A 22,986-nucleotide genomic window follows, 5' to 3' on the forward strand; every position below is an offset into this window, starting at 1 on the left:
TCAATGACCCACAACATCGCAGTCTTGCCGGGTGACGGCATTGGCCCGGAAATCGTCGAACAGGCCGTGCGCGTCCTGAAGGCGCTGGATGTGCCCTTCGATATCAAGCAGGCGCCCGTCGGCGGCGCGGCGTTCGACCAGTTCGAACATCCGCTGCCGCCCGCCACGCTGAACCTGGCCAAGGAATCGCACGCCGTGCTGTTCGGCGCGGTCGGCGACTGGAAGTACGACACCCTGCCGCGCGAGTTCCGTCCGGAACAAGCCATTCTGGGCCTGCGCAAGGCGCTGGGCCTGTTCGCCAACCTGCGTCCGGCCATTCTGTATCCGGAACTGGCCAGCGCGTCGTCGCTCAAGCCCGAGATCGTGTCGGGCCTGGACATCCTGATCATCCGCGAACTTACCGGCGACATCTATTTCGGCACGCCGCGCGGCGTGCGTTCGTCGCCGGACGGCGCCTTTAGCGGCGAGCGCGAAGGCTACGACACCATGCGCTATGCCGAATCCGAAGTGCGCCGCATCGCGCGCATTGGCTTCGAATCGGCGCAGAAGCGCAACAAGAAGCTGTGCAGCGTCGACAAGGCCAACGTGCTCGAGACCTCGCAGTTCTGGCGCGACATCGTGATCGAGGTGGCGCGCGAGTACCCGGATGTCGAGCTGTCGCACATGTATGTCGATAACGCGGCCATGCAGCTGGTGCGCAACCCGCGCCAATTCGACGTCATCGTCACGGGCAACCTGTTCGGCGACATTCTTTCCGATGAAGCGGCCATGCTGACGGGTTCCATCGGCATGCTGCCCTCGGCGTCGCTGAACGCCGGCGGCCAGGGCCTGTACGAGCCCAGCCACGGCTCGGCGCCGGACATCGCGGGGCAGGGCATCGCCAATCCGCTGGCAACGATCCTGTCGGCCGCCATGCTGCTGCGCTACTCGCTGAACCTGGCGCCGCAGGCGGACCGCATCGAAGCGGCGGTGCGCAGCGTGCTGGCCAGCGGCCTGCGCACCGCCGACATCTTCGAACCCGGCACGACGAAGGTCAGCACCGCAGGCATGGGCGACGCCGTCCTGAAGGCCCTGGCCTGATCCCCTGCGCTGGACCGCTGTGAGGCGGTCCTGTTTGCCGCGTGCAGCGTTACAAGCGTGCAGCTGTATATATACAGAGGGGCCGCCCGGCGGGTGGCCCCTCTGTTTTGGGGATCGTTCATCGATGTTGCCGCCATGCGCCGGATTTGACCTCCCAAGCTTGCGGCCCCGTTTTTTTCCAGCTGCGGTGCAACATCCCTGCGTGCATTCTGATAAATTGTTGAATTGCACGAAATTTCCCCTCCCTATCTTGCCACCCCCTTTAAAGAGCGATTGAAATGAATCAAGCAGTAGGCCTTGTCGGCTGGCGCGGTATGGTCGGCTCGGTGCTCATGCAACGCATGCGCGACGAGAACGACTTCGCACTGATCGAACCGGTGTTTTTCTCCACCAGCAACGCTGGCGGCGCCGCGCCCACGTGGGCGACGGGCGCAGGTCCGCTGCAAGACGCCTACAACATTGACGCTCTGAAAAAACTGCCGATCATCGTGACGGCGCAAGGCGGCGACTACACGTCCGAGGTCTATCCCAAGCTGCGCGGCGCGGGCTGGAACGGCATCTGGATCGACGCGGCCAGCACCCTGCGCATGGCCGACGACGCCATCATCGTGCTGGACCCGGTCAACCGCCCGGTGATCGACGCGGCCCTGAAGCGCGGCGTGCGCAACTTCATCGGCGGCAATTGCACCGTGAGCTGCATGCTGATGGGTCTGGCCGGCCTGTTCAACAACGACCTGGTGGAATGGATGACCTCCATGACCTACCAGGCCGCGTCCGGCGGCGGCGCGCAGCACATGCGTGAACTGCTGACCCAGTTCGGCGAGATCAACCAGTCGGTCAAGTCCCTGCTGGACGACCCGGCCTCGGCCATCCTGGAAATCGACCGCGGCGTGCTGGCCAAGCAAAAGGACGCTGCGCTGCCCCACGAACACTTTGGCGTGCCGCTCGGCGGCAACCTGATTCCCTGGATCGACAAGGACCTGGGCAACGGGATGTCCAAGGAAGAATGGAAGGGCGAAGTCGAAACCAACAAGATCCTGGGCCGCGGCGCTGCCTTCGGCACGGCGCCGACCCCGATCGACGGTCTGTGCGTTCGCATCGGCGCCATGCGCTGCCACAGCCAGGCGCTGACCATCAAGCTCAAGCGCGACGTGCCGCTGGACGAGATCGAAGCCCTCATCGCGCAGGGCACGCAGTGGGCCAAGGTTGTTCCCAACACCAAGGAAGCCACCGTTTCCGCGCTGACGCCCGTGGCTGTCACCGGCACGCTGGACATTCCGGTGGGCCGCCTGCGCAAGCTGTCGATGGGTTCGCAATACCTGGGCGCCTTTACGGTGGGCGACCAACTGCTGTGGGGCGCGGCCGAGCCGCTGCGCCGCATGCTGCGCATTGCGCTGAACGAAGCCTGATGCCAGGACGGGCTGGTGTTTCAGCCGCCCGTTTCACGCAACGATGCAGTCAGGGCACCTTCGGGTGCCCTTGTTTTTTGGCGCGCAGTGGGCCGGTGGGGAAGGCCGGGGCGCACCATCGTGGCGCAGCGCGGTTGCGCGCGGCGCGCGTCCTGTCCGAAAAAGGCGCCGCGTGTGCCCGCCGGCCAACGTTCGCGCCCCGTTCAGGTTTGTGAAATGCGCTCGATCCATTACACTTTTCGGGTGAATTGAGGCACTTTTTTGCGCTGCAAATGGCGCGAATGGGCCCAGGCCCGTAATTCGATTACAAGAACGGAATTCCAGCTTATGACCCAGCGTTCGCGCCACGTGAAGCATGCCCGCCGTTTGAAAGCCCTTCAGTGGGCAATTGCGCTGGCGATCGGCTCAAGCGTCTGCGGTTCGGCGCTGGCCATGCGCGTCGGGCATTCGCGCGTCGTTTCCGTACCGGGCGCGCCGCTGCAGGCGACCGTTGGTCTGCAGGAATTGACGCCCGAAGAAATCAGTTCACTCAAGGTTTCCATTGCCGACGAAGCCGCCTGGCAGCGCGCGGGCGTCAAGCCGCCGGTGCCGCTTGCCAGCATGGTGGTTCGCGTTGAAGACGGGATAGACCCGACGCGCAAGAATCTGCGGGTGCGGTCCACGCAGGCGCCGGCGGGCGGGGCCGTGGATCTGCTGCTCGACATCAATTCCAGCTCGGGACAGCGGCAGGTGCAGGTCAGCATCCTGGTGCCGCTGCGCGGCACCAGCGCCGATGTCACGCCCGCCGCCGTGGGTTCCCCAGGCCGTACGGGCGGCACGTCGGGCACGGTAACGGTGAAGTCGGGCGACTATCTGTTTGCCATTGCCCAGCGCAATGCGGTGCCCAACGCGTCGGTCTATCAGATGCTGGTCGCGCTGTGGCGCGCCAATCCGCAGGCCTTCATTCAGAACAACATGAATCTGGTGCGTTCCGGCCAGACGCTCAAGATTCCGGACGCCGCCACGGTGCGCGCCATCGATCCGGCCGAAGCCCGCCGCATCTTCAACGAGCATGCCGAGGCCTATGCCAAGTACCGCGGCCGCGTGGGGGCCGCGGCGGGGTCGAATCCCTCGGTGGTCAAGGGGCAGGACGCCGCCTCCGGCACGGTCGCCCCGCCGGCCGATACCGGTGTCGCCACCGCCGCGCCGACGCAAGACCGGGTGCGCCTGTCGACCGGCGAGGTCCAGGACAGCGCAGCCGCGCAGGCCGAGGCGCAGGCAGATGCCAAGACGTCCGCCGACCGTGCGCTGGCGGACACGCAAGGGCGCGTTAACCAGCTTCAAAGCAATGTGGACGAATTGACCAAGGCTGTTGCGCAACAGTCTGGCGCGGCCGGGGCTGGTGCGGCGGGTGCTGCCGGTGCAGCAGGTGCGACGGGTGCTTCGGGTGCTTCGGGGGCAGCAGGCGGTTCGGGTACGGCAGGTGCCCCGGGTTCGGCAGGTGCGCCGGGTTCGGCAGGTGCTCCAGGCTCGGCAGGTGCTTCGGGCTCGGCAGGTGCTTCGGGCTCGGCAGGTGCTTCGGGCTCGGCAGGTGCTTCGGGCTCGGCAGGTGCTTCGGGTGCTGCAGGCACTTCGGGTGCAACTGGGACGCCGGGTGCAGCAGGCACTTCGGGCGCAGCAGGTACTTCGGGCGCAGCAGGCATGCCGGGCGCAGCAGGCACGCCGGGCGCAGCAGGCACKYCGGGCGCAGCAGGCACGCMGGGCGCAGCAGGCACTTCGGGCGCAGCAGGCACGCAGGGCGCAGCAGGCACGCCGGGCACAGCAGGCACGCCGGGCACAGCAGGCACRCCGGGCRYAGCAGGCACGCCGGGTGCAGCAGGCACGCCGGGCGCAACAGGCACGCCGGGCGCAGCAGGCACTCCGGGCGCAGCAAGTACCCCCAACGCAGCAAGTTCCTCCAACGCAGCAGGCACCCCCGGCGCGACGGGTTCCACGCCTGCGGACGCCGACAAGCCCGTCGGCACGCTTCCGGATAAAACCGTGCAAACGGGCATGCCCGGCTGGCTGGCCGACAATCTTCTCGTGATCGTTACCGCGGTGCTGGCGCTGGTCGCCTTCGCCATCGCCTGGCTATTGCGCCGGGCTGGCGCGCGGCGCGACGACGATGACGAGGACAACTACACGTACAACGAGCCGGCGCTGGATACGGCAGCGCTGAACCGCAAGCTCGACACCATCAATCTCGACCTGGACGTACCGCCCACGGACGAACCGCGCCGTATCGGCGGTCCTCGGGTTTGAAGCATGTCTAGAGTTGCATTGGGGCTGGCGTATGACGGCTCCGCCTGGCAGGGTTGGCAGACACAGCCGCACCGGCAAACGGTGCAGGACTCGCTGGAGTCCGCCCTGGCCAGTTTCTGTGGCGTCGCCGAGCCGGTGTCCACGATCTGCGCCGGGCGCACCGACACCGGTGTGCATGGCGCGATGCAGGTGGTCCATCTGGACACCGCGCTGAGCCGCAAGACGGAATCCTGGGTGCGTGGCGTCAATGCGTTTCTGCCGCCCAGCATTTCGGTCCAATGGGCCGAGGAAGTCTCCGACGAATTCCACGCGCGCTTTTCGGCGCGCGCTCGCACCTACGTCTATCTGCTCTGGCGAGGCCGGGTGCGTCCGGCGCTGTGGGCGGGACGTGCGGGCTGGTGTTTTCAGCCGCTGGATGTGGACGCCATGCGCGAGGCCGCAAAGGCGCTGGTCGGCGAGCATGATTTTTCCAGCTTCCGTTCCTCGCAATGCCAGGCCAAGCATCCGGTGCGGCACATGCACAGCCTCGAGATCGAAGAGCGCGGGCCGTTCCTCGTCTTCACGCTGAAGGCAAACGCGTTTCTGCATCACATGGTGCGCAACATCATGGGCGCGCTGCTGCAGGTCGGGCAGGGCAGGGAGTCGGTGGACTGGATGACGCAGCTTCTGGCGTGGCGCGACCGTAAACGCGGCGCGCCCACCTTTGCGCCGGACGGCCTGTACCTTGCCGCCATCGACTATCCCGAGGTCTTCGGGCTACGCGAACTCGACGGCGGGGCGTCGCTGCTGTCGCCCTTTACTCAATCCTATTAGGGAAGCCGCCGCGCAGCCGGCGGAAACCCGCGCCTTTCTGGAGGCATGCGCCATGCAACGCCGCGCGTTTCTGAAGCAGACCGCCCTGGGCGCCGCCGCCGGCAGCGCCGTGCTGGCGGCTCCCGCCATTGCGCAGGATGCGCCCAACCTGACATGGCGGCTGGCTTCGGATTTTTCGGCCGACGCGGCCGCGCTGTTCGCGGGGGCTGCCGACGTCGCGCGTTATGTGGCCGAGGTCACGGAGGGGCGCTTCAACATTGAAGTCTTTCCGGCCGGCCAGTTGTTCCAGCCGGGGCAGGCGCTGGAGGCGGTTCAGCACCGCATTGTCGAATGCGGCCATGCGGCGTCGGCCCGGTACTTCGGTACCGATCCCGCGCTTTGCTTTGACGGCGGCGTGCCGTTTGGTCTGAACACGCGCCAGATGAACGCCTGGATGCGTAAAGGTGAGGGCCTGACGCTGACGCGGGAGGCCTTCGCCAAATTCGGCATCCTGAACTTTCCGTGCGGCTATACCGGCGCCCAGATGGGCGGGTGGTTTCGTGGCGAAATCAAGACCGTTGATGACCTGCGCGGCCTGAAGGTGGCGGCGGACGGCTTTACCGGCCACATTCTGTCGCGACTGGGCGCGACGCCCGTCGACATTCCCGCCGGCGAGGTGCATGCCGCGCTGGCGCAAGGTCTGGTGGATGGGGCGGCCACGATCGGCCCGTTCGACGACGAACGGTTCGCGTTGTTCGAGGTCGCGCGGAACTACTACTTTCCGGGCTGGTGGGCCGGCACGCAGCAGTTGTCGCTGTACGTGAATCAGGACGCCTATGGCGAACTGCCCAAGTCCTATCAGACCGCACTGTCTTTGGCCTGCGCCGCTGCGTGCAACGACTTGATCGCCACGTTTGACGCCAACAATCCGGATGCGTTGCGCCGCTTGGCGTCGCAGGGCGCCCAATTGAAGGCGTATCCGCGGCCGGTGCTGCAAGCCGCGCATGACGCCACGCTGGCGGCCTGCAATGAATTGAGCGCCAACGACGCGACGTTCAAGAAGCTCTACGACAGCATGCTGGCTTTCCGCAACACACAGGTCCCCTGGTTCCGCATGGCCGAGGGCAGCTTCGACAACATGGTGGCGACGCTGGGCGCGCGCGGCGGATAGGGTTTCAGACTCGGGTCTGTGACGCGGGCCCCTTGCGCGGACGGATATACTGACCCAGCCCGTCGCCGCGGGGCGACACTTCCAGAATATGCCATGCGTACACGCATAAAGATCTGCGGGCTGACCCGCGAAGAAGATATTGAAGCCGCCGTTTCAGCCGGCGCCGATGCGATCGGCTTTGTCTTCTATCCCAAGAGCAAGCGCTGCCTCACGCCCACGCGCGCTGCGCAGTTGCGCCGCGGGGTGCCGGCGTTTGTCGACGTCGTCGCGCTTTTCGTGAATGCGCAAGAGGAACAAATCCGCACCGTGCTCGGCGAAGTCGGCCCCGACCTGCTGCAATTTCATGGCGACGAAACGCCGCTGGAATGCGCGCGCTACGGGCATCGCCACCTGCGCGCGTTTCGTGCCGGGGCGCCCGGTCTGGAGACGGCGGAAAACCTCGCCACCACTTGCCGCGCGTACGGCCAGGCGGCGGGATGGTTGTTCGACAGCTACAGCGCCGGTTACGGCGGCAGCGGGCATGGGTTCGACTACGCGTTGCTGGACGATGTGCGTGCCGATCCCATGTCCCGACCGTTGATCCTGTCCGGCGGATTGAATGCGGAAAACGTGGGCGCGGCCATTGAGTCGGTGCGGCCGTGGGCGGTTGATGTGAGTAGTGGCGTCGAAGTCGAGCAAGGAATAAAAAGTTCTGATAGAATCTCGTTCTTCGTTGCTGCGGCACATGACGCAGACACGAAATTGAAGGAAAAAAAGTAGTGCTGTAGCGCATTTAGTGCGCGTGTGGAAAGGGCAGTTTGGCAAAGCCGCAAGGCAAATGTTGAATACCTGGAAACGCAATAAACACCGCAAAAAATCATTCAAGACGATTTGCACAGTTTAAAAAAGCACTATATAATTCTTCTTCTTTGCAGGCGGTTAGCTCAGCTGGTTAGAGCGCCACGTTGACATCGTGGAGGTCGTTGGTTCGATTCCAATACCGCCTACCAAATTCCTGCAAAGGTGTGTTCGATAGAGCTAGTCGGACACAGACCTGAAAAGCCGCGTAAGTCTTATGACTTCGCGGCTTTTTGCTTTTCGGCGCGCGTTCTTGCCTCAATACCCACGCAGGTATATTCCCTCTTTCTCAATTCAAAGCCCGCCCATGCAATTCACGTTGAAGGCGTTCATTCTGGCTCAGTTGCTGTGGTTGCCCGGCTGCGTAATCAAGATGCCAGCGCCGGCGCAATCGGCCAGCGCCGAGGCGCCGATGTATGCCGGCGGTGATCGCCGCGCGGCGGCTGCGTTGCGTGCGAGTGATGAGCAGCAGGCTGCCGAGGCCGTGAAGACGTTTGGTTCGTCATCGGCGGCGGCGCAGGCGCGGGTCGAAGAGGGCTATCGCCTTTTTCGTGAAGACCAGCCCGGGTCCGCCATGCGGCGTTTCAATCAGGCCTGGCTGCTCAATCCCGACAACCCCGAGGTATACGCGGGGTTTGCGGTCGTCCTGGAAAGCCAGCGCAAGATCTGCCAGGCGATGAGCATGATGGACCGCGCGATCAGCCTGAATCCGCCGGCGTTTCGCGGCATCCATGCGGACGCGGGCCGGATTGCGGCGCGTTGCGCGGCCGAGGACAAGACGTTGCCGCCCGAGGCGCGCATTGCCGCCACGACGCGTTCCGATGAGTGGTACCGCAAGGGCGAGGCCGTCGAGCCCGACAAGGGCTACCTGTATGCCTCGTGGGCCACGGCCTATTATTGGCGCGGCCAGTATGGCGAGGCGTGGGCCATGGTTCACAAATCGCGCGCCGCGGGAGGCAGCCCCGATCCGGATTTTGTCAGGATGCTGCGCGCCAGGATGCCGGAGCCCGCGGCATCGTGAGCGGCGCGGCGCAGGAAACCGGCCGGCTCCCCGTCAGCCCATTTGCGATATCCTGCACACCATCATGATGAGAGCACTTTGGTTATGCCTGGGCTGCCTGATGCTGGCGCTGGGCGTCATTGGCGCCTTTCTGCCGGTGATGCCGACGACGATCTTCCTGATCCTGGCGGTTGGCTGCTTTTCGCGCTCGTCGCCCCGGCTCGAGAAATGGTTGCTGGACAGCCCCACCTACGGTCCGTCGCTGCGCGCCTGGCGTGAACAGGGCGCGGTGTCGCGCAAGGGCAAGACGTACGCCAGCCTGGGCATGGCCGCGGGCTATGTGCTGTTTTACTGGAGCGCGAATCCGTCGCCATTGCTGGCCATCGGCGTGGGCATCTTCTTCTTGGCCAGCGCGGCCTACGTGCTCAGCCGGCCCAGCCCGCATGCCGATGGCGGGGGCAATGGCCAGGCCACCGGCCCGGCCGACACGCCTTCGCGTAAATAGCCCGCACCCGCCGCACCCCTCAATGCGAATGCCGCGGATCCCCGCGCGTCTCCACCACCTTTAAATACAGCGTCGCCGCCTCCAGGCATCCGCCCGTGGATAGTTGTCCCACGGTCTGCCGGTAGAGCTCCTGCCAAGGCGTCTGCGACGGCGGCGCTTCGTACGCCGGTTCCTGGCGGCGCCGTTCCAGTTCTGATTCGTCGACCTGCAAGGTGACCGAACGCTGGTTCAGGTCCACGCGGATCCGGTCGCCCGTGCGCAGGAGGGCAAGCCCGCCGCCAACCGCGGCTTCCGGCGACATGTTCAGGATGGAAGGGCTGGCCGACGTGCCGCTCTGGCGGCCGTCGCCCATGCAGGGCAACGAGTCGATGCCGCGCTTGATGAGGTGCGCCGGCGGCGCCATGTTCACGACTTCCGCGCTGCCGGGGTATCCCACGGTGCCCGCGCCGCGGATGACCAGGATGCAGTGTTCGTCGATGTTGAGGGCCGGGTCTTCAATGCGGGCGTGATAATCCTCAGGGCCTTCGAACACGATGGCGCGCGCGTCGAAGGCGTTTTCCGAGCCGGGCTCCGACAGGTACGCGCGGCGGAACGCCTCGCCCACGACCGACATCTTGATGATGGCGCTGTCAAAGAAGTTGCCCGACAGCACGATGAAGCCGGCGCGGTGCTTGAGCGGCGTGTCGCAGCTTCGGATCACCTGCGCATCGTGCGTCTTCGACGCCGCGGCGATGTCGCCGATGGTCTTGCCGGACACGGTCCCGCAGTCAGGATGCAGACGGCCCGCCGCCAGCAGTTCGTGCAGCACGGCCGGCACGCCGCCCGCGCGGTGAAAGCCTTCGCCCAGGTATTCGCCTGCCGGCACGCAGTTGACCAGCAGCGGCACGTCTTCGCCCAGCCGCTGCCAGTCGTCCAGGCTCAGGTCGACGCCCATGTGGCGCGCAATCGCGATCAGGTGGGGCGGGCAGTTGCTGGACGCGCCCAGCGCCGAGGCGACGACGATGGCGTTCTCGAACGCCTGCCGCGTCATGATGTGCGACGGCCGCAGGTCCTCGCGCACCATGTCGCAGATGCGCATGCCGGTGGTATAGGCCATCTGGCCGCGCTCGCGATACGGTGCGGGAATGCTGGCACAGGTGGGCAGCGACATGCCCAGCGCTTCGGCCAGCGAATTCATGGAAAGGGCGGTGCCCATGGTGTTGCAGTGGCCAATTGACGGCGACGATGCCGTGGCCAGGGTCATGAAGCCTTCGTAGTCCAGCTTGCCCGCGGCCATCAGGTTGCGTGCGTGCCAGATGACGGTGCCCGATCCCACGCGCTGCCCCTCATGCCAGCCATCCAACATGGGCCCACCGGATAGCACGATAGCCGGGATGTCCACGGTGGCCGCGGCCATCAGGCATGCGGGCGTGGTCTTGTCGCAGCCCGTGGTCAGCACCACGCCATCCAGCGGATAGCCGTGCAGGATTTCCACCAGCCCCAGATACGCCAGATTGCGGTCCAGCGCCGCGGTGGGCCGCCGGCCCTGTTCGGCCAGCGGGTGCACCGGGAACTCCATCGGAATGCCGCCGGCGTCCCGGATGCCTGCCTTGATGCGCTCGGCCAGCGCCAGATGATGGCGATTGCAGGGCGCCAGGTCGCTGCCCGTCTGTGCGATGCCGATGATCGGCCGCCCCGATTGCAGTTCCTGGCGCGTCAGGCCGTAATTGAGATAGCGCTCGACGTAGATCGCCGTCATGTCGGCGTGCGAGGGATCGTCGAACCATTTCTGGCTGCGCAGTCGGCGGGGTGTCTGGGACATGGCTGTCTCGCTTCGGTTGCATACGGGCCCGGACCAAAAGCGGATCCGGGCCACCAAAAGCGCTAGTTGCGCGCCTTCTGGATTTCGTCGTTCAGCTGCTTGACCAGTTCGGGGCCGAGCTCCTGGGTGTACTTGTCGACCACGGGCTGCACCTTCTGGCGCATGCGGGCCACTTCTTCCGGCGTGACCGTGTTGATCTTCATGCCGTTCTTTTCAAGCGTGCCCATGGCCTTGGTGGAATCGGCGCGGCTGTCCTGCCGTTCGAAGTCGCGCGACGACGCGGCGGCCTGGCGGATCAGCTTTTGCTCGTCGGGCGACAGCGTGTCCCACCACTTTTTGGAAGCCAGCACGACCCACGGCGTGTAGACGTGGCGCGTGATGGTCAGGTAGGGCTGCACCTCGTAGAACTTGCTGCTCTGGATCGTGGTGATGGGGTTTTCCTGCCCGTCCACCGTGCGCGTTTCCAGCGCGGTGAACAATTCCGAGAACGGCATCGGCACCGCGTTGGCGCCCAGCGTGTTGAACACGCCCAGCGCGATCTGGTTCTGCATGACGCGAAGCTTGATGCCCTGCAAATCTTCGGCGCGCGTGATCGGGCGCTTGGAATTGGTCATGTTGCGGAAACCGTTTTCCCAGTACACCAGGCCGACGATGCCCTTGGCCTCAAGCTTCTTCAGCAGGTCCTGCCCGAGCGGGCCGTCCAGCACCGCGTCGGCTTCCTTTTCGCTGTTGAACAGGAACGGCAGGTCGAACACGCCGAACTCCTTGACCATGCCCGCCAGCGGCGCGGTCGACCCCACCATCATTTCCTGCGCGCCGCCCACCAGCGCGCTCTGCATCTGTTCGTCGGAACCCAGGTTCGCCGAGCCGAAGGTCCGCATCTTGAGCTTGCCGCCACTGACCTTTTCCAGTTCCTGCGCCAGATGGCGGGCCGCGCGGCCCTGCACGCTTTCTTCGTTCAGGCCGTAGCCGAAGCGGATGAGGCGCGGTTTGACGTCCGCGGCCGCGGCCACCCCGGCGACGGTGCAGGACAGCACCGTCGCCAGGACAAGAATGCGGGTCTTGAATTGCTTGATCATGGTGTTTCTCCTCGGGGGGGTTCAAGTGCCGCTAGTGCATCCAGCGTGCGGGTACGGTGATCAGTTCGGGGAAGATCACCAGCAGGACCAGCAGCAGCGTGTAGGCCACGACGTAGCGCCACACCCCTCTGCAGATGGTTTCCATATTGATGCGGGCCACGCCGCAAACCACGTTGAGTACGGTGCCCACCGGGGGCGTCAGCAGGCCTACGCTGCCAACCATGACAAACATGACGCCGAAGTAGACGGGGTCGATGCCCGCCTTGATGACGACGGGCATGAGCACAGGGGCGAGAATCAGGATGGTGGGCGTCAGATCCATCACCGTGCCCACCAGCGTCAGCAGGATCAGCAGCGCGAACATGAGCAGCTTGGGCTGATCCATGACCGGTTCCAGCAGCGCGATCAGGTCCTGCGGCAGGTCGGCCAGCGTGATCATGTAGGACGAGACCATGGCGGCCGCCACCAGGAACATGACCACCGCCGTGGTGCGCGCGGCGTTGATGAAAAGCGGCCCCAGATCGCGCCAGCCGATCTCGCGGTAGACGAAAAGACTGACCAGCAGCGCATACACGGCGGCGACAACGGCCGCTTCCGTGGGGGTGAAGATGCCGCCCCGCAGGCCGCCGATGATGATGACCGGCAGAAAGAGCGCCCACAGCGAGCCGCGCAGCGCCTTCAGGCGGTTGCGCCAGGGTTCGCGTGGCGCGGGGTTGATGCTGCCATGCTTGCGCGCCACCCAGGTCCAGACGGCCACCAGCGTGAGCCCCATCATGAGGCCCGGCGCGATGCCGGCGAAGAACAGCTTGGTGATCGACACATTGGTGGCGACGCCGAAGATGATGAACGAGATCGACGGCGGGATGATGGGCGCGATGATGCCACCGGCGGCGATCAGGCCCGACGCCTGGCCGGCCTCATAACCCTTTTCGCGCAGCATCGGGATCAGCAGCGATCCCAGCGCCGCGGCGTCGGCCACGGCTGAGCCCGACAGCGATGCCAGCAGCACGCTGGCGAAAATGGCCACGTAACCCAGGCCGCCCTGGATGTGGCCCACGAACGTGTTGGCCAGATGAACGATGCGGCGCGAAATGCCGCCGGCGTTCATCAGTTCGCCGGCCAGCATGAAAAGCGGCACGGCCATCAGCGTGAAGCTGTTGGCGCCGGACAGCATGTTCTGGGCGAGGAGCTGGGTGTCGTAGAAGTCCAGCTGGAACATCATGACGATCGCGCTGATGATGAGCGCGAAGGCGATCGGCATGCCCAGGGCGATCAGCCCCAGCAGCACGACTAGGAAGACGGTCAGGATCATTGCGGATATCCAGGCGGATGGTTGGGGGCGGGGAGGGGCCGGTTCAGACCGCCGGGTCTTCCGGACTGGATTCCGCCGGCAGCGGTCCGCCCGCAATCACGCGGACCAGGTCGATGAGCGTCAGGATGCCCATCGCCACGGCGGCATACAGCCCCGCCGCGTTGAACACGGCCAGCGGCATGCCGGTGACGGGCAGCACGGTGTCCATGCCGATCACTGTCTGGACCCAGCCGCCCTCGGCCATCAGCCACAGCACCCACAGGATCATCAACTGGCAGGCAATGTGCGACACGCGGCGGGCGCCCGGGCCGAAGCGTTCGACCATCATGGTGACCCCGATGTGCTGGTGTTCGCGCAGCGCGATCACCGCGCCCAGGAAGATCATCCAGACAAAGGCCAGCCGCGAGACCTCGTCGGAAGCATTGATACCGGAGTTGAAGAGATAGCGCAGCGCCACGTTGCCGAACAGCAGCACGACCATCACGATCAGACAGGCCACCATCAGCCACGTCTGCAGCACAAAACACCAGTCCGCGGCGCGGGCCAGCGGCGACCGGCCGGGGCGCGATGGCCCCGGCCGCCCCAGGGGGGAAGCTTGCATGGTTGTCTCCTCTCCGTTTCCCGGAGTTTTTTTAGTCGTTTGATGTGGATCATGTTAGCGCTAACATTTTTGCTTTGGCAAGCGTCTTTTTTTCGGTCAGACTACGCGCTTGCACTTACCGCGAGGGTCCATGTCCGTTCGTAAACCCCGAAGCTCGCGCGCTGGCCGCGTCACCATGCAAGACGTTGCGCGGCGCGTCGGCGTCAGCGCCATCACGGTCTCGCGGGCGCTGCGCACGCCGGACAAAGTGGGGCAAGAACTGCGCCAGCACATCGCGCGGGTGTGCCAGGAACTAGGCTACGTGCCGAACCACGCCGCCAGCGCACTCGCGTCTGCGCGGTCGCAGACCATCGTGGTCCTGATTCCGTCGCTGAGCAACGTGGTCTTCGTGGACATCATCACGGGCATCAAGGACGTGCTGGACCAGCACGGCTATCACATGCTGATCGGCGTGACGGGTTACTCGCCGGACGAGGAAGAAGCGCTGCTGCGCAAGTATCTGCAGCACTCGCCCGACGGGCTGGTGCTGACCGGCATCGACCACAATCCGGGCGTCTGGGAATTGCTGCGCGCGCAGGGGATCCCCACGGTGCACACGATCGAGACGCTGGATGGCGACGACGACATGAGCGTCGGGTTCTCGCAATTCGACTCGGGCTACGCCGCCGGCCGCCATCTGGTGGAGCGCGGCTACCGCCGCATCGGCATCATAGGCGCGCAGCTGGATCCCCGTTCGCTGCGCCGCTGCGAAGGGTGCCGGCAGGCGCTGCGCGACGCGGGCCTGTACGATTCGACGCTGGAAATCATGACGCCGGAAAAATCATCGATCAGCCTGGGGGCCGCGCTGATGCAGGACCAGCATGCGCGCCATCCCGATTGCGACGCCGTGTTCTTCTGCAACGACGACCTGGCGCAGGGGGCGGTGTTCCAATGCGGCCGGGATGGGTTGCAAGTGCCGGCGCAGATGGCCATCGTCGGGTTTCATGACCTGGCGGGCACGGCCTGGACCACGCCGCCGCTGTCCACCATTGCCACGCCGCGCTACCAGATCGGGCTATCCGCCGCGCAACTGCTCATGCAGCATCTGGCGGGCGAACCGGTGCCTGAGCGGCACGTGGATTTGGGTTTCAAGCTGGTCCAGCGCGAAACCAGCTAAGCGCCATCCAGCATGGCCATCAGGCCGATGATGAGCGCCTGCATGCCCTGATCCAGTTCCACTTCCATCTCGGATTCTTCCGCCGCGCGCGCGGCGTCGACGACAGGCTCCAGCCCCGCGACTGAATACACCGTGTCCGCCACCGCCAGGCCGTGAAACGCCACGGTCGCGAGCAGGATCCGAGACTGCTCCTTTGAGATGCCGTAGGCCTGTGCGATATGGCGCTGGTGCCCGTCGATCTTGGCCAGCATCGACGGCGTCGCGGCCAGCCGACGGATCACGAAGGGCGTCACGCCCGGGTGCGCCTTGACGAACTCGCGCACCGACGTCGCGAACACCGTCAGATAGTCCTTGAGATCCCCGCGATCGTTGCTACAGGCCTGAGGAATCTGCCAGCGCTTGAAGATTTCCTCGGCGACCAGGCGTTTGAGCTCTTCAAGGCTGGGCACGTGCTTGTAGAGCGCCATGTGGCTGACACCCAGTGCCGCGGCGACGCCGACGAATGTGATGTTGGGCAAGCCTACGGCGATGCCGGCGTCGGCGATGCGCTCGCGGGTGATGGTGGGAGGGCGTCCCCGCGCGGGGCGGCGCTCTGGCTGCATGTCTGATCCCTGTTTGTCGCGTGGACTATCCCGCACTTTAACCCGTCCCGAAATTATTTAGTTTATTGCCATGCAACTAATTCAAGAATTTAGTTTATAGTGATGCAAATAATTATCAACTCCGTCCTGGTACTTCGTTCATGAGCACTTCCGGAGCCGCGCCGGCCCACCTTCAACAGCCCGGCCCGCTCAATCTGGTGTTGACCCCGATCCGCGGGCAACTCATTGCCGCAGCCGCGCTTGCCGCGGTGGGCACCATGCTTACGCTGGCGCCGCTGGCCGCCATCGCGCACATCGCCCGCCTGGTCCTGAAGGGTCCCGCTTCAACGACGCCCGGGCCGGGAATGGGGTGGGGCGTCGCCGCCGCCATTGCTTGCCTGCTCATCGGCCTGGCGCTGGTGTCCGCCGGCGAACTGACCGCCCACCTGGCAGACAACCGGATCACGCATCACCTGCGCGTGGCCGGCGCCCGGCGGTTGGCCCAAGCGCCACTGGGCTGGTTCACGGATCGGGCGTCGGGCGAGGTCAAGCAGGCCTTGCAGGACGACATCGCGACCCTGCATAGCCTCACCGCGCATTTCTTCACGGCGACGGGGCGCGCCGCGGGCGCGATCCTGGCGTCGGCGGCCTACCTGTTCGCGCAGGATTGGCGCCTTGCCATCGTGGCGCTGCTGCCGTTCGCGGGCTTCTTCCTCTTTCTGCGTCGCGCCATGAAGGCCGGCGGCGCGAACATGCCGGTGTTCATGGAACGCCTTGGCCGTCTGAACGGCGCGACCGTCGAATTCGTCAATGGCATTCCGGTGGTCAAGGCGTTTGGGGATGCCGGCAAGGCGCATCGCGGCTACCGGGACGCCGTGGACGGCTTTGCCGCGGCCTTTGCCGACTTTACCCGGCCGCTGGTCGCGGCGATGGCGCGGGCGCACGCGCTGATCGCGCCGGTCACGGTTCTGGGCGTGGTGCTCGGCGCGGGCGCGCTGTTCGTGGCGCTGGACTGGATGGCGCCGCTGGACGTGCTGCCTTTCGCGCTAGTGGCGCCAGGCATCTGCGCGCCGATGCTCCTGCTGCACACGCTGCTGCACGATCTGGGCAGCGCAAAGGGCGCGGCCCAGCGTGTGCTGGCGCTTATGAATACGCCTGTTCTGGAGACGCCGCCGGCTGGGTGCGGACAACTTCCCGAAGGCCACGAAGTCCGGTTTGAAAACGTGGGCTACCGCTACGGCGATGGCCACGAGGCGGTGTCCGGCATCACGTTCACGCTGGCGCCCGGCACGGTGACCGCCATCGTCGGCCCGTCCGGCGCGGGCAAATCCACGCTTGCCCGTCTGCTGCTGAGGTTCTTCGACCCGGCACAAGGGCGCATCACGCTCGGCGGCGCGGACCTGCGGCAGATCGAGAGCGCCCAGCTTTACCGGCGCATCGGCTTCGTGCTGCAGGAGGTTCGGCTGATCCACGCCAGCGTGCGCGACAACATCGCGCTGGGCCGGCCGGGTGCCAGTCAGCAGGAGGTCGAGGCCGCCGCGCGAGCCGCCAACATCCACGAACGCATCCTGGCATTGCCGCGCGGCTACGACGCCGTTATCGGCGAAGACGCGCAGTTCTCCGGCGGTGAAAGCCAGCGCGTGAGCATCGCGCGCGCCGTCCTGCTCGACCCGCCGGTGCTGGTGCTCGACGAGGCCACGGCGGCGGCCGACGCCGGCAACGAGGCCGCTATCCAGGAAGTGCTGTCGCGCTTTGCCAAGGGGCGCACGCTGCTGGTGATCGCGCACCGGCTGGACACGGTGGTGCATGCGGATCGCATCCTGGTGCTGGAGGACGGGGCTATTGCCGAACAGGGGCGGCACGACGCGCTGTTGGCGCAAGGCGGCAGCTACGCGCGGCTTTGGGAGCAGGGTGGTTATGCGATGGCCACGCCGCAAGAGGAGCCGGCATGCTGAAGACCTTGGTGCGCCTGCTTGGCAATGAGGTTCACGTGCTGCGCCGCTACGCGCGGCTGGCGGTCGCCTACGGGCTGGCCTGCGGGCTGACCATGGCGGCCACGGCGCCGCTCCTCACGCATCTGCTGACCGGCGATGCACGCCAGGCCATCCCGTGGCTGGCCGCGCTGCTCGCCGGGGTGGCGTGTTGCGCGGCGCTGCGCCTGCCGGTCGAGCGGGCGGGGGTGCGCGTGGGCGTCGCGATCCTGCAAGGCGGCCGTCATCGGCTGGGCGACCATGTCGCGCGCCTGCCGGTGGGCTGGTTCACGCCGCACAACACCGCGCGTCTCGGCCATGTCGTCACGCAGGGCATGATGAGCGTGGCCCAGTTGCCCGCGCACGTCTTCACACCGCTGATTGCGGGCGTGGCCGCACCCCTTGTGCTGGGCGGGGCCTTGTTCGCGCAGCATTGGCTGTTGGGACTGATCGCATTGGCGGCGCTGCCGCTGCTGGCGGGCGTGCTGGCACTTACGGCGCGGCTGGCGCGCCGAGCCGACACGGTCTTTCACCAGCGCTTTGCGGAAACCAGCCAGCGCGTGGTGGAGTTTGCCCAGGCGCAGTCGGTCCTGCGCGCGTTCAGCGCGCAGGGCGGCGGCATGCAGCGCTTCGAGCAATCCCTTGATGCGCAACGCCAATCGGGCGTGCGCCTGATCTGGCTGTCGGCGGCCGCGGCCGTGCTCAACGTCTGGGCGGTGCAGTCCGTCTTTGCCGGGTTGCTGTTCGCGGCGGCCTTTTGGCTCAACGGACTGCTGGGCGCTGGCGCTGCAACCGGCGAAGTGGTGGCGGCCATCGTCGCGATGCTGCTGGCTGTCCGCTACATCGACGGCTTGCTTGAGGTTGCCGGCTATGGCGAGGTTCTGCGCGGCGCGCGCGCGCAGCTTGACGCGATCGACGCGCTCTTTGCCGTGGCGCCGCTGCCCGAGCCCGCCGCCCCGCAGACGCCGCGCGACGCGTCCATCGAATTGTGCGATGTGCGCTTTCGCTACGCGCAAGATGCGCCGGACGTGCTGCTCGGCGTGAGCCTGCGTATCGAGCCGGGCACCATGATTGCCCTGATCGGCGCATCCGGGTCCGGCAAAACGACGCTGGCGCGGCTGATCGCGCGATTCTTCGACGTGATGCAAGGCAGCGTGCATGTCGGCGGCGTCGACGTGCGGCAGATCGCCAGCGCGCAGCTGGCCAGCCAGATCAGCCAGATTTTCCAGGACAACTATCTCTTTACCGGCAGCATCGCCGACAACATCCGCGCTGGCCGGCCGGGCAGCAATGATGCCGATGTCCTGCAAGCCGCGCGGGAAGCGGGCGTGGACGAGATCGCCGCGCGCCTGCCGCACGGCATGGACACGCCGGTGGGCGAGGGCGGCACGCGGTTGTCCGGCGGCGAGCGCCAGCGCATCGCCATTGCCCGTGCGCTGATCAGCGACGCGCCCATCCTGCTGGTGGACGAGGCCACCGCAGCGTTGGACGCGGGCAACCAGGCCGTCATTGCCGACACGCTGGCGCGGCTGCGCGGCAAGCGCACCCTGGTGGTCATTGCGCATCAATTGTCGACGGTGGCGATGGCCGATGAAATCGCGGTGCTGGAGGACGGCCGGATCGTCGAAGCGGGCGCGCCGGCGGCGCTGCGCGCAAGCGGCGGGCGGTATGCGCAATTCCTGGAGCAGCGGCAGGCCGCCAAGGGCTGGCGCATCGCGGGAGACCGCGTCTGATGCGTGCCGGGCTGTCGGTGCTGTTCGTCGCACTGTGCGGCGCGTCCCTGCTGGTCGGTGCGCGGCAGCTGGCCTGGACGCAGCTGTTCACGCTGTCGGGCGACGCGTGGCTGACGCTGACCGCGAGCCGCCTGCCTCGGCTGGCCGCGCTGGTGCTGACCGGCGTCGGCCTGTCGGTGTGCGGCGTGATCCTGCAGCACATCGTGCGCAACAAGTTCGTCGAACCGGCCACCTGCGGCGGGCTGGACGCCGCCAAGCTCGGCATCCTGGTTGCGCTGACGGTGGCGCCGTCAATGGGGCCGGGCGGGCGGATGGCGTTTGCGCTGGCGTTCTGCTTTGCCGCCAGCCTGGCCTTCGTCATGATCGTGCGCCGTATCCGGTTCAAGAACACGGTGCTGGTGCCCGTGATGGGTCTTATGTTTGGCTGCGTGCTGAGCGCGCTGGCCGAATTCCATGCCTACCGCAACAACATCCTGCAAAGCATGCAGGGCTGGCTGCTGGGCGACTTCTCCAAGATCGTGCAGGGCAACTACGAGATCATCTTTCTGATCCTGCCGATCGTCGTGCTGACTTACCTGTACGCGCACCGCTTCACGGTGGCCGGCATGGGCGAGGACATGGCCGCAAGCCTGGGACTGAACTATCCGGCCACCGTCGCGCTGGGTCTGATGCTGGTGGGCGTCACGGTGTCGGCCACGGTCATCACGGTTGGGGCTATTCCATTCGTTGGTTTGGTCGTGCCCAATCTGGTCGCGCTCCACTACGGTGACAACCTGAGCCGCACGCTGCCCGTCGTGGCGCTGGGCGGCGCGTCGCTGCTGCTGGTTTGCGACATCCTGGGACGCGTGCTGATTCATCCGTTCGAAGTGCCTATCGGCCTGACGGCGGGGGGCGTGGGCGGCGTCCTGTTCCTGGCGCTGATTATCTGGAAGCACCGATGAGACGCGCCGCTTCCCGAAGGGTCGTGTGGCTGGCGGTCATCGTGCTGGCCATGGTGTTCGTTTTCTTCCGGTCGGGCCTGGACTTCGACTACGTCATCCCCAAACGCCTCGCGCGGCTGGCGGCCATGGTGATCGGCGGCGTCTGCATCGCGTGGTCGTCGATTGTGTTCCAGACCCTGACCGGCAACCGGATCCTCACGCCCGCCATCATGGGTTACGAGGCGGTTTATCTGCTGCTGCAGTCCGTGATGATTCTGGCGCTGGGCACGCAAAGCCTGGTGCTGCTGGGGCCGAACGGCAACTTCCTGGTCTCAGTCTTGGTGATGCTGGCGTATTCGTGGATTCTCCATCGCTGGCTGTTCCGCCACGACAGGCAGAACGTGTATTTCCTGCTGCTGGTGGGACTGGTGCTGACCATGGTGATCGGCACCTTCACGCAGTTCGTGCAACTGAAGACCAGTCCGGGCGAGTTCTCGATCCTGCTCGGCTTTACCCAGGCCTCGTTCGGTAAGGCCGAGCCAGCGCAATTGCTGGTATCCGCTGTCATCGTCGCCGCTATATGCCTGGCCGGACGCAGGCAATTGCCGACGCTGGACGTCCTGTCGCTGGGGCGGGACCAGGCCATGTCGCTGGGCGTGGATCATCCGCGCGCCGTGCAACTGCACCTGGCCTTGATCGCGGTGCTGGTCGCCGTTTCCACCAGCCTGCTGGGACCTACGGCGTTCATGGGCATCTTCGTGGCCAACACCGCATATGCGCTGGCGCGCACGCGCCGGCACCGCGTCACGTTGCCCACCGGCAGCGCCATCGCCGTCGGGATGTTCATCCTGGCTCAGCTCGCGGTCGAGCACATCTTCAACTACAAGACCACCGTCGGCATCCTGGTCAACCTGGTCTGCGGCGGCTGGTTTCTCGCGCTGATGGCGCGCACGCGGGGCACGGCATGATCACGACCAGAAATCTCTCCAAAAGCCACGGCGCGAAGGCCGTCCTGCGCGACGTGAGCCTGCAGTTCCCCGAGGGCCGGCTGACGTCGCTGATCGGTCCGAACGGGGCGGGCAAGACCACGCTTTTGATGATGATGGCGCGGTTGCTGGCGCCGACGCAGGGCGGCGTTTTCATCGGCAACCGCAGCGTGGCGGACATGCGCCGCGCCGATTACGCGCGCCGCGTCGCCACGCTGCGCCAATCGCCCGACTTCAACCTGCGGCTCACGGTGGAAGACCTGGTGGCCTTCGGGCGCTTTCCCTACAGCCGTGGCGCGCTGACGCCGCAGGACCGGCAGGCAATCGACGAAGCCATCGCGTTTCTGTCACTGGAGCCCTTGCGCCACGCGTACCTGGACGAGCTGAGCGGCGGCCAGCGTCAGATGGCGTTCATGGCCATGACCATCGCGCAGCAGACCGATTGTCTGCTGCTGGACGAGCCGCTGAACAACCTGGATATCCGGCACGCCGTGCAGATCATGCGCGCGCTGCGCCGCCTGTGCGACGAGCACGGCCGCACGGTGATCCTGGTGGTGCACGACATCAATTTCGCGGCCAGCTATTCGGACTACATCGTGGCGCTGAAGGGCGGGGCGGTGCATTGCGCGGGCGGGGTGCACGAGGTCATGACCGAAGACCGGCTGCGCGAACTGTATGGACTGGACTTCGAGATCACGCAGGGCGATCGCGGTCGCCTGTGCAACTACTTCAATCCCCCTGGAGAACTGAAATGACCCTGTCGCACTGGCCGAGGGCGCTGCTGCTTGCCGCTGCAATGGCCACAACGGCGGCGCTGTACGGCTGCGGCCAAGCCACGGACGCGCCCAAGGCCGCCTCGGCGCCGGCTGCCGCATCCGCCGCACCCGCGAATGCACCATCGCAGAATGCCTATGCCCCCATCACCGTCAAGCACAAGCTGGGCGAGACCGTGATCGACCGGCTGCCGCAGCGCGTGGTTGCCTTGGACATGAACGAAGTCGATTTCCTGGACGAGCTGGGCGTCCCCGTCGTGGGCATGCCCAAGGACTTCGTGCCGCACTTTCTGGCCCGCTACCGCGACGCGCCCGAAGTGCAGGACATGGGCGCCATCGTCCAGCCGAATCTGGAGCGCGTATATGCGGCCAAGCCGGACCTCATCCTGATCACCTCGCTGCAGGCGAACCACTACAAAGAGCTGAGCCAGATCGCGCCCACCATCCATTTCGACGTGGACTACCGCGACAGCCAGGCCGATCACATCGAGATCGTGAAGGACCATCTGCTGACGCTGGGTCGCATCTTCGGCAAGGAAGACCTTGCGCGCCAGAAGGCCGCCGGTCTGGATGCCAAGGTGGAGGAGGCGCGCGCGCTGATCCGCGACCGTCGGGAGACGGCGCTCGTCGTGCTGCACAACAACGGCGCCTTCAGCTCGTTCGGCGTGCAATCCCGCTACGGCTTCATCTTCAAGGCGCTGGGCGTAAAGCCCGCCAGTCCGTTGGCCGATGGCGGCCTGCATGGCCAGCCGATCTCCAGCGAATTCATCCAGCAGGCCAACCCGGACATCGTCTACGTGGTCGACCGCACTGCCGTGATGGAACGCCGCCCGGCCCTGAACGCCGAGACGCTGAGCAACCCGCTGCTGCGCCAGACGTCCGCGTGGCGCGACGGCCGCGTGGTCTTTGCCGACGCCGAAGCCTGGTACGTCACCGCCGCCAGCGTGAAGTCGCTGCATCTGATGATCGACGAAGTCATGAGGCCATACCGGAACTGATT

General features: G+C 66.0%; 20 protein-coding genes and 1 tRNA gene. 16 read left to right on the top strand and 5 right to left on the bottom strand.

The annotated features are described in order from the left end of the window. Positions 1–3: 3 nt before the first annotated feature. The 9 genes from leuB (at position 4) to ASD71_RS21480 (ending at position 9,074) form a co-directional block, all read left to right on the top strand. Positions 4–1,080 carry a 3-isopropylmalate dehydrogenase gene (leuB, locus tag ASD71_RS21440; RefSeq protein ID WP_056569572.1) on the top strand — a complete coding sequence of 359 codons (1,077 nt, stop codon included), beginning with the start codon at positions 4–6 and terminating at the stop codon, positions 1,078–1,080. A gap of 278 nt (positions 1,081–1,358) precedes the next feature. Continuing rightward, positions 1,359–2,489 carry an aspartate-semialdehyde dehydrogenase gene (asd, locus tag ASD71_RS21445; protein WP_056569575.1) on the top strand — a complete coding sequence of 377 codons (1,131 nt, stop codon included), beginning with the start codon at positions 1,359–1,361 and terminating at the stop codon, positions 2,487–2,489. Positions 2,490–2,816: 327 nt separating this feature from the next. After that, the gene (locus tag ASD71_RS21450; protein ID WP_056569578.1) at positions 2,817–4,769 is read left to right on the top strand and encodes a FimV family protein; all 1,953 of its coding nucleotides are present in this window, start codon (positions 2,817–2,819) and stop codon (positions 4,767–4,769) included. 3 nt (positions 4,770–4,772) lie between these two features. Further along, positions 4,773–5,582 (top strand): tRNA pseudouridine(38-40) synthase TruA, encoded by an 810-nt coding sequence (truA, locus tag ASD71_RS21455; protein ID WP_056569581.1) that lies wholly within the window; start codon positions 4,773–4,775, stop codon positions 5,580–5,582. A 52-nt stretch (positions 5,583–5,634) separates the two neighbouring features. Beyond that, complete coding sequence (locus tag ASD71_RS21460; RefSeq protein ID WP_056569585.1) at positions 5,635–6,732, top strand: TRAP transporter substrate-binding protein; 1,098 nt, start codon at positions 5,635–5,637, stop codon at positions 6,730–6,732. 93 nt (positions 6,733–6,825) lie between these two features. Then, positions 6,826–7,491 (top strand): phosphoribosylanthranilate isomerase, encoded by a 666-nt coding sequence (locus ASD71_RS21465; protein ID WP_056569589.1) that lies wholly within the window; start codon positions 6,826–6,828, stop codon positions 7,489–7,491. 153 nt (positions 7,492–7,644) lie between these two features. Then, positions 7,645–7,721, top strand: a tRNA-Val gene (locus ASD71_RS21470). A 155-nt stretch (positions 7,722–7,876) separates the two neighbouring features. Further along, on the top strand, positions 7,877–8,590 hold the full coding sequence (locus ASD71_RS21475) for a tetratricopeptide repeat protein (protein WP_056569592.1): 714 nt from the start codon (positions 7,877–7,879) through the stop codon (positions 8,588–8,590). Positions 8,591–8,654: 64 nt separating this feature from the next. Then, on the top strand, positions 8,655–9,074 hold the full coding sequence (locus ASD71_RS21480) for a YbaN family protein (RefSeq protein WP_200949462.1): 420 nt from the start codon (positions 8,655–8,657) through the stop codon (positions 9,072–9,074). A gap of 19 nt (positions 9,075–9,093) precedes the next feature. Here ASD71_RS21480 and ASD71_RS21485 read toward each other — a convergent pair whose 3' ends face one another. From ASD71_RS21485 to ASD71_RS21500, 4 genes are all read right to left on the bottom strand, one after another. Beyond that, positions 9,094–10,875: an IlvD/Edd family dehydratase gene (locus ASD71_RS21485; RefSeq protein WP_056569595.1), complete on the bottom strand. Its 1,782-nt coding sequence runs from the start codon at positions 10,873–10,875 to the stop codon at positions 9,094–9,096. 62 nt (positions 10,876–10,937) lie between these two features. After that, positions 10,938–11,954: a TRAP transporter substrate-binding protein gene (locus ASD71_RS21490; RefSeq protein ID WP_056569598.1), complete on the bottom strand. Its 1,017-nt coding sequence runs from the start codon at positions 11,952–11,954 to the stop codon at positions 10,938–10,940. Positions 11,955–11,985: 31 nt separating this feature from the next. Beyond that, complete coding sequence (locus tag ASD71_RS21495) at positions 11,986–13,266, bottom strand: TRAP transporter large permease (RefSeq protein WP_056569601.1); 1,281 nt, start codon at positions 13,264–13,266, stop codon at positions 11,986–11,988. Positions 13,267–13,309: 43 nt separating this feature from the next. Continuing rightward, positions 13,310–13,867: a TRAP transporter small permease gene (locus ASD71_RS21500; RefSeq protein WP_056569602.1), complete on the bottom strand. Its 558-nt coding sequence runs from the start codon at positions 13,865–13,867 to the stop codon at positions 13,310–13,312. Positions 13,868–13,997: 130 nt separating this feature from the next. Here ASD71_RS21500 and ASD71_RS21505 point away from each other — a divergent pair, with 130 nt between their 5' ends. Further along, positions 13,998–15,023 (top strand): LacI family DNA-binding transcriptional regulator, encoded by a 1,026-nt coding sequence (locus ASD71_RS21505; protein ID WP_056569605.1) that lies wholly within the window; start codon positions 13,998–14,000, stop codon positions 15,021–15,023. Here the strand turns inward: ASD71_RS21505 and ASD71_RS21510 are convergent. Further along, positions 15,020–15,625: a TetR/AcrR family transcriptional regulator gene (locus ASD71_RS21510; protein ID WP_056569608.1), complete on the bottom strand. Its 606-nt coding sequence runs from the start codon at positions 15,623–15,625 to the stop codon at positions 15,020–15,022. The genes ASD71_RS21505 and ASD71_RS21510 overlap by 4 nt on opposite strands. Positions 15,626–15,765: 140 nt before the next feature. Between ASD71_RS21510 and ASD71_RS21515 the strand changes: the two genes are divergently transcribed. From ASD71_RS21515 to ASD71_RS21540, 6 genes are read left to right on the top strand one after another with little or no spacing between them, the layout of a single operon-like run. Further along, entirely contained in the window at positions 15,766–17,559 is a 1,794-nt protein-coding gene (locus ASD71_RS21515) for an ABC transporter ATP-binding protein (RefSeq protein ID WP_056569611.1), read from the top strand. After that, the gene (locus ASD71_RS21520) at positions 17,553–19,307 is read left to right on the top strand and encodes an ABC transporter ATP-binding protein (RefSeq protein ID WP_056569614.1); all 1,755 of its coding nucleotides are present in this window, start codon (positions 17,553–17,555) and stop codon (positions 19,305–19,307) included. Before ASD71_RS21515 ends, ASD71_RS21520 begins: the two co-directional genes overlap by 7 nt. Continuing rightward, positions 19,307–20,248: an ABC transporter permease gene (locus ASD71_RS21525; RefSeq protein ID WP_056569616.1), complete on the top strand. Its 942-nt coding sequence runs from the start codon at positions 19,307–19,309 to the stop codon at positions 20,246–20,248. Before ASD71_RS21520 ends, ASD71_RS21525 begins: the two co-directional genes overlap by 1 nt. Further along, positions 20,245–21,195 carry an iron chelate uptake ABC transporter family permease subunit gene (locus ASD71_RS21530; RefSeq protein ID WP_056569619.1) on the top strand — a complete coding sequence of 317 codons (951 nt, stop codon included), beginning with the start codon at positions 20,245–20,247 and terminating at the stop codon, positions 21,193–21,195. The genes ASD71_RS21525 and ASD71_RS21530 overlap by 4 nt, the downstream gene beginning before the upstream one ends. Further along, positions 21,192–21,968 carry an ABC transporter ATP-binding protein gene (locus ASD71_RS21535; RefSeq protein ID WP_056569623.1) on the top strand — a complete coding sequence of 259 codons (777 nt, stop codon included), beginning with the start codon at positions 21,192–21,194 and terminating at the stop codon, positions 21,966–21,968. The genes ASD71_RS21530 and ASD71_RS21535 overlap by 4 nt, the downstream gene beginning before the upstream one ends. After that, positions 21,965–22,984 carry a siderophore ABC transporter substrate-binding protein gene (locus ASD71_RS21540; protein ID WP_056569628.1) on the top strand — a complete coding sequence of 340 codons (1,020 nt, stop codon included), beginning with the start codon at positions 21,965–21,967 and terminating at the stop codon, positions 22,982–22,984. The genes ASD71_RS21535 and ASD71_RS21540 overlap by 4 nt, the downstream gene beginning before the upstream one ends. The last annotated feature ends 2 nt before the right edge of the window (positions 22,985–22,986 follow it).

It is taken from the genome of Achromobacter sp. Root565 (genome assembly GCF_001427425.1).
In the GTDB taxonomy this organism is placed as follows: Bacteria; Pseudomonadota; Gammaproteobacteria; order Burkholderiales; family Burkholderiaceae_B; genus Achromobacter; species Achromobacter spanius_D.

Bases quoted from the DNA above. Each gene is read 5' to 3' on its own strand.
- leuB (WP_056569572.1), top strand. From the start codon at position 4: ATGACCCACAACATCGCAGTCTTGCCGGGTGACGGCATTGGCCCGGAA.
- asd (WP_056569575.1), top strand. From the start codon at position 1,359: ATGAATCAAGCAGTAGGCCTTGTCGGCTGGCGCGGTATGGTCGGCTCG.
- truA (WP_056569581.1), top strand. From the start codon at position 4,773: ATGTCTAGAGTTGCATTGGGGCTGGCGTATGACGGCTCCGCCTGGCAG.
- ASD71_RS21460 (WP_056569585.1), top strand. From the start codon at position 5,635: ATGCAACGCCGCGCGTTTCTGAAGCAGACCGCCCTGGGCGCCGCCGCC.
- ASD71_RS21465 (WP_056569589.1), top strand. From the start codon at position 6,826: ATGCGTACACGCATAAAGATCTGCGGGCTGACCCGCGAAGAAGATATT.
- ASD71_RS21475 (WP_056569592.1), top strand. From the start codon at position 7,877: ATGCAATTCACGTTGAAGGCGTTCATTCTGGCTCAGTTGCTGTGGTTG.
- ASD71_RS21480 (WP_200949462.1), top strand. From the start codon at position 8,655: ATGATGAGAGCACTTTGGTTATGCCTGGGCTGCCTGATGCTGGCGCTG.
- ASD71_RS21485 (WP_056569595.1), bottom strand. From the start codon at position 10,875: ATGTCCCAGACACCCCGCCGACTGCGCAGCCAGAAATGGTTCGACGAT.
- ASD71_RS21490 (WP_056569598.1), bottom strand. From the start codon at position 11,954: ATGATCAAGCAATTCAAGACCCGCATTCTTGTCCTGGCGACGGTGCTG.
- ASD71_RS21495 (WP_056569601.1), bottom strand. From the start codon at position 13,266: ATGATCCTGACCGTCTTCCTAGTCGTGCTGCTGGGGCTGATCGCCCTG.
- ASD71_RS21500 (WP_056569602.1), bottom strand. From the start codon at position 13,867: ATGCAAGCTTCCCCCCTGGGGCGGCCGGGGCCATCGCGCCCCGGCCGG.
- ASD71_RS21505 (WP_056569605.1), top strand. From the start codon at position 13,998: ATGTCCGTTCGTAAACCCCGAAGCTCGCGCGCTGGCCGCGTCACCATG.
- ASD71_RS21510 (WP_056569608.1), bottom strand. From the start codon at position 15,625: ATGCAGCCAGAGCGCCGCCCCGCGCGGGGACGCCCTCCCACCATCACC.
- ASD71_RS21515 (WP_056569611.1), top strand. From the start codon at position 15,766: ATGAGCACTTCCGGAGCCGCGCCGGCCCACCTTCAACAGCCCGGCCCG.
- ASD71_RS21520 (WP_056569614.1), top strand. From the start codon at position 17,553: ATGCTGAAGACCTTGGTGCGCCTGCTTGGCAATGAGGTTCACGTGCTG.
- ASD71_RS21525 (WP_056569616.1), top strand. From the start codon at position 19,307: ATGCGTGCCGGGCTGTCGGTGCTGTTCGTCGCACTGTGCGGCGCGTCC.
- ASD71_RS21530 (WP_056569619.1), top strand. From the start codon at position 20,245: ATGAGACGCGCCGCTTCCCGAAGGGTCGTGTGGCTGGCGGTCATCGTG.
- ASD71_RS21535 (WP_056569623.1), top strand. From the start codon at position 21,192: ATGATCACGACCAGAAATCTCTCCAAAAGCCACGGCGCGAAGGCCGTC.
- ASD71_RS21540 (WP_056569628.1), top strand. From the start codon at position 21,965: ATGACCCTGTCGCACTGGCCGAGGGCGCTGCTGCTTGCCGCTGCAATG.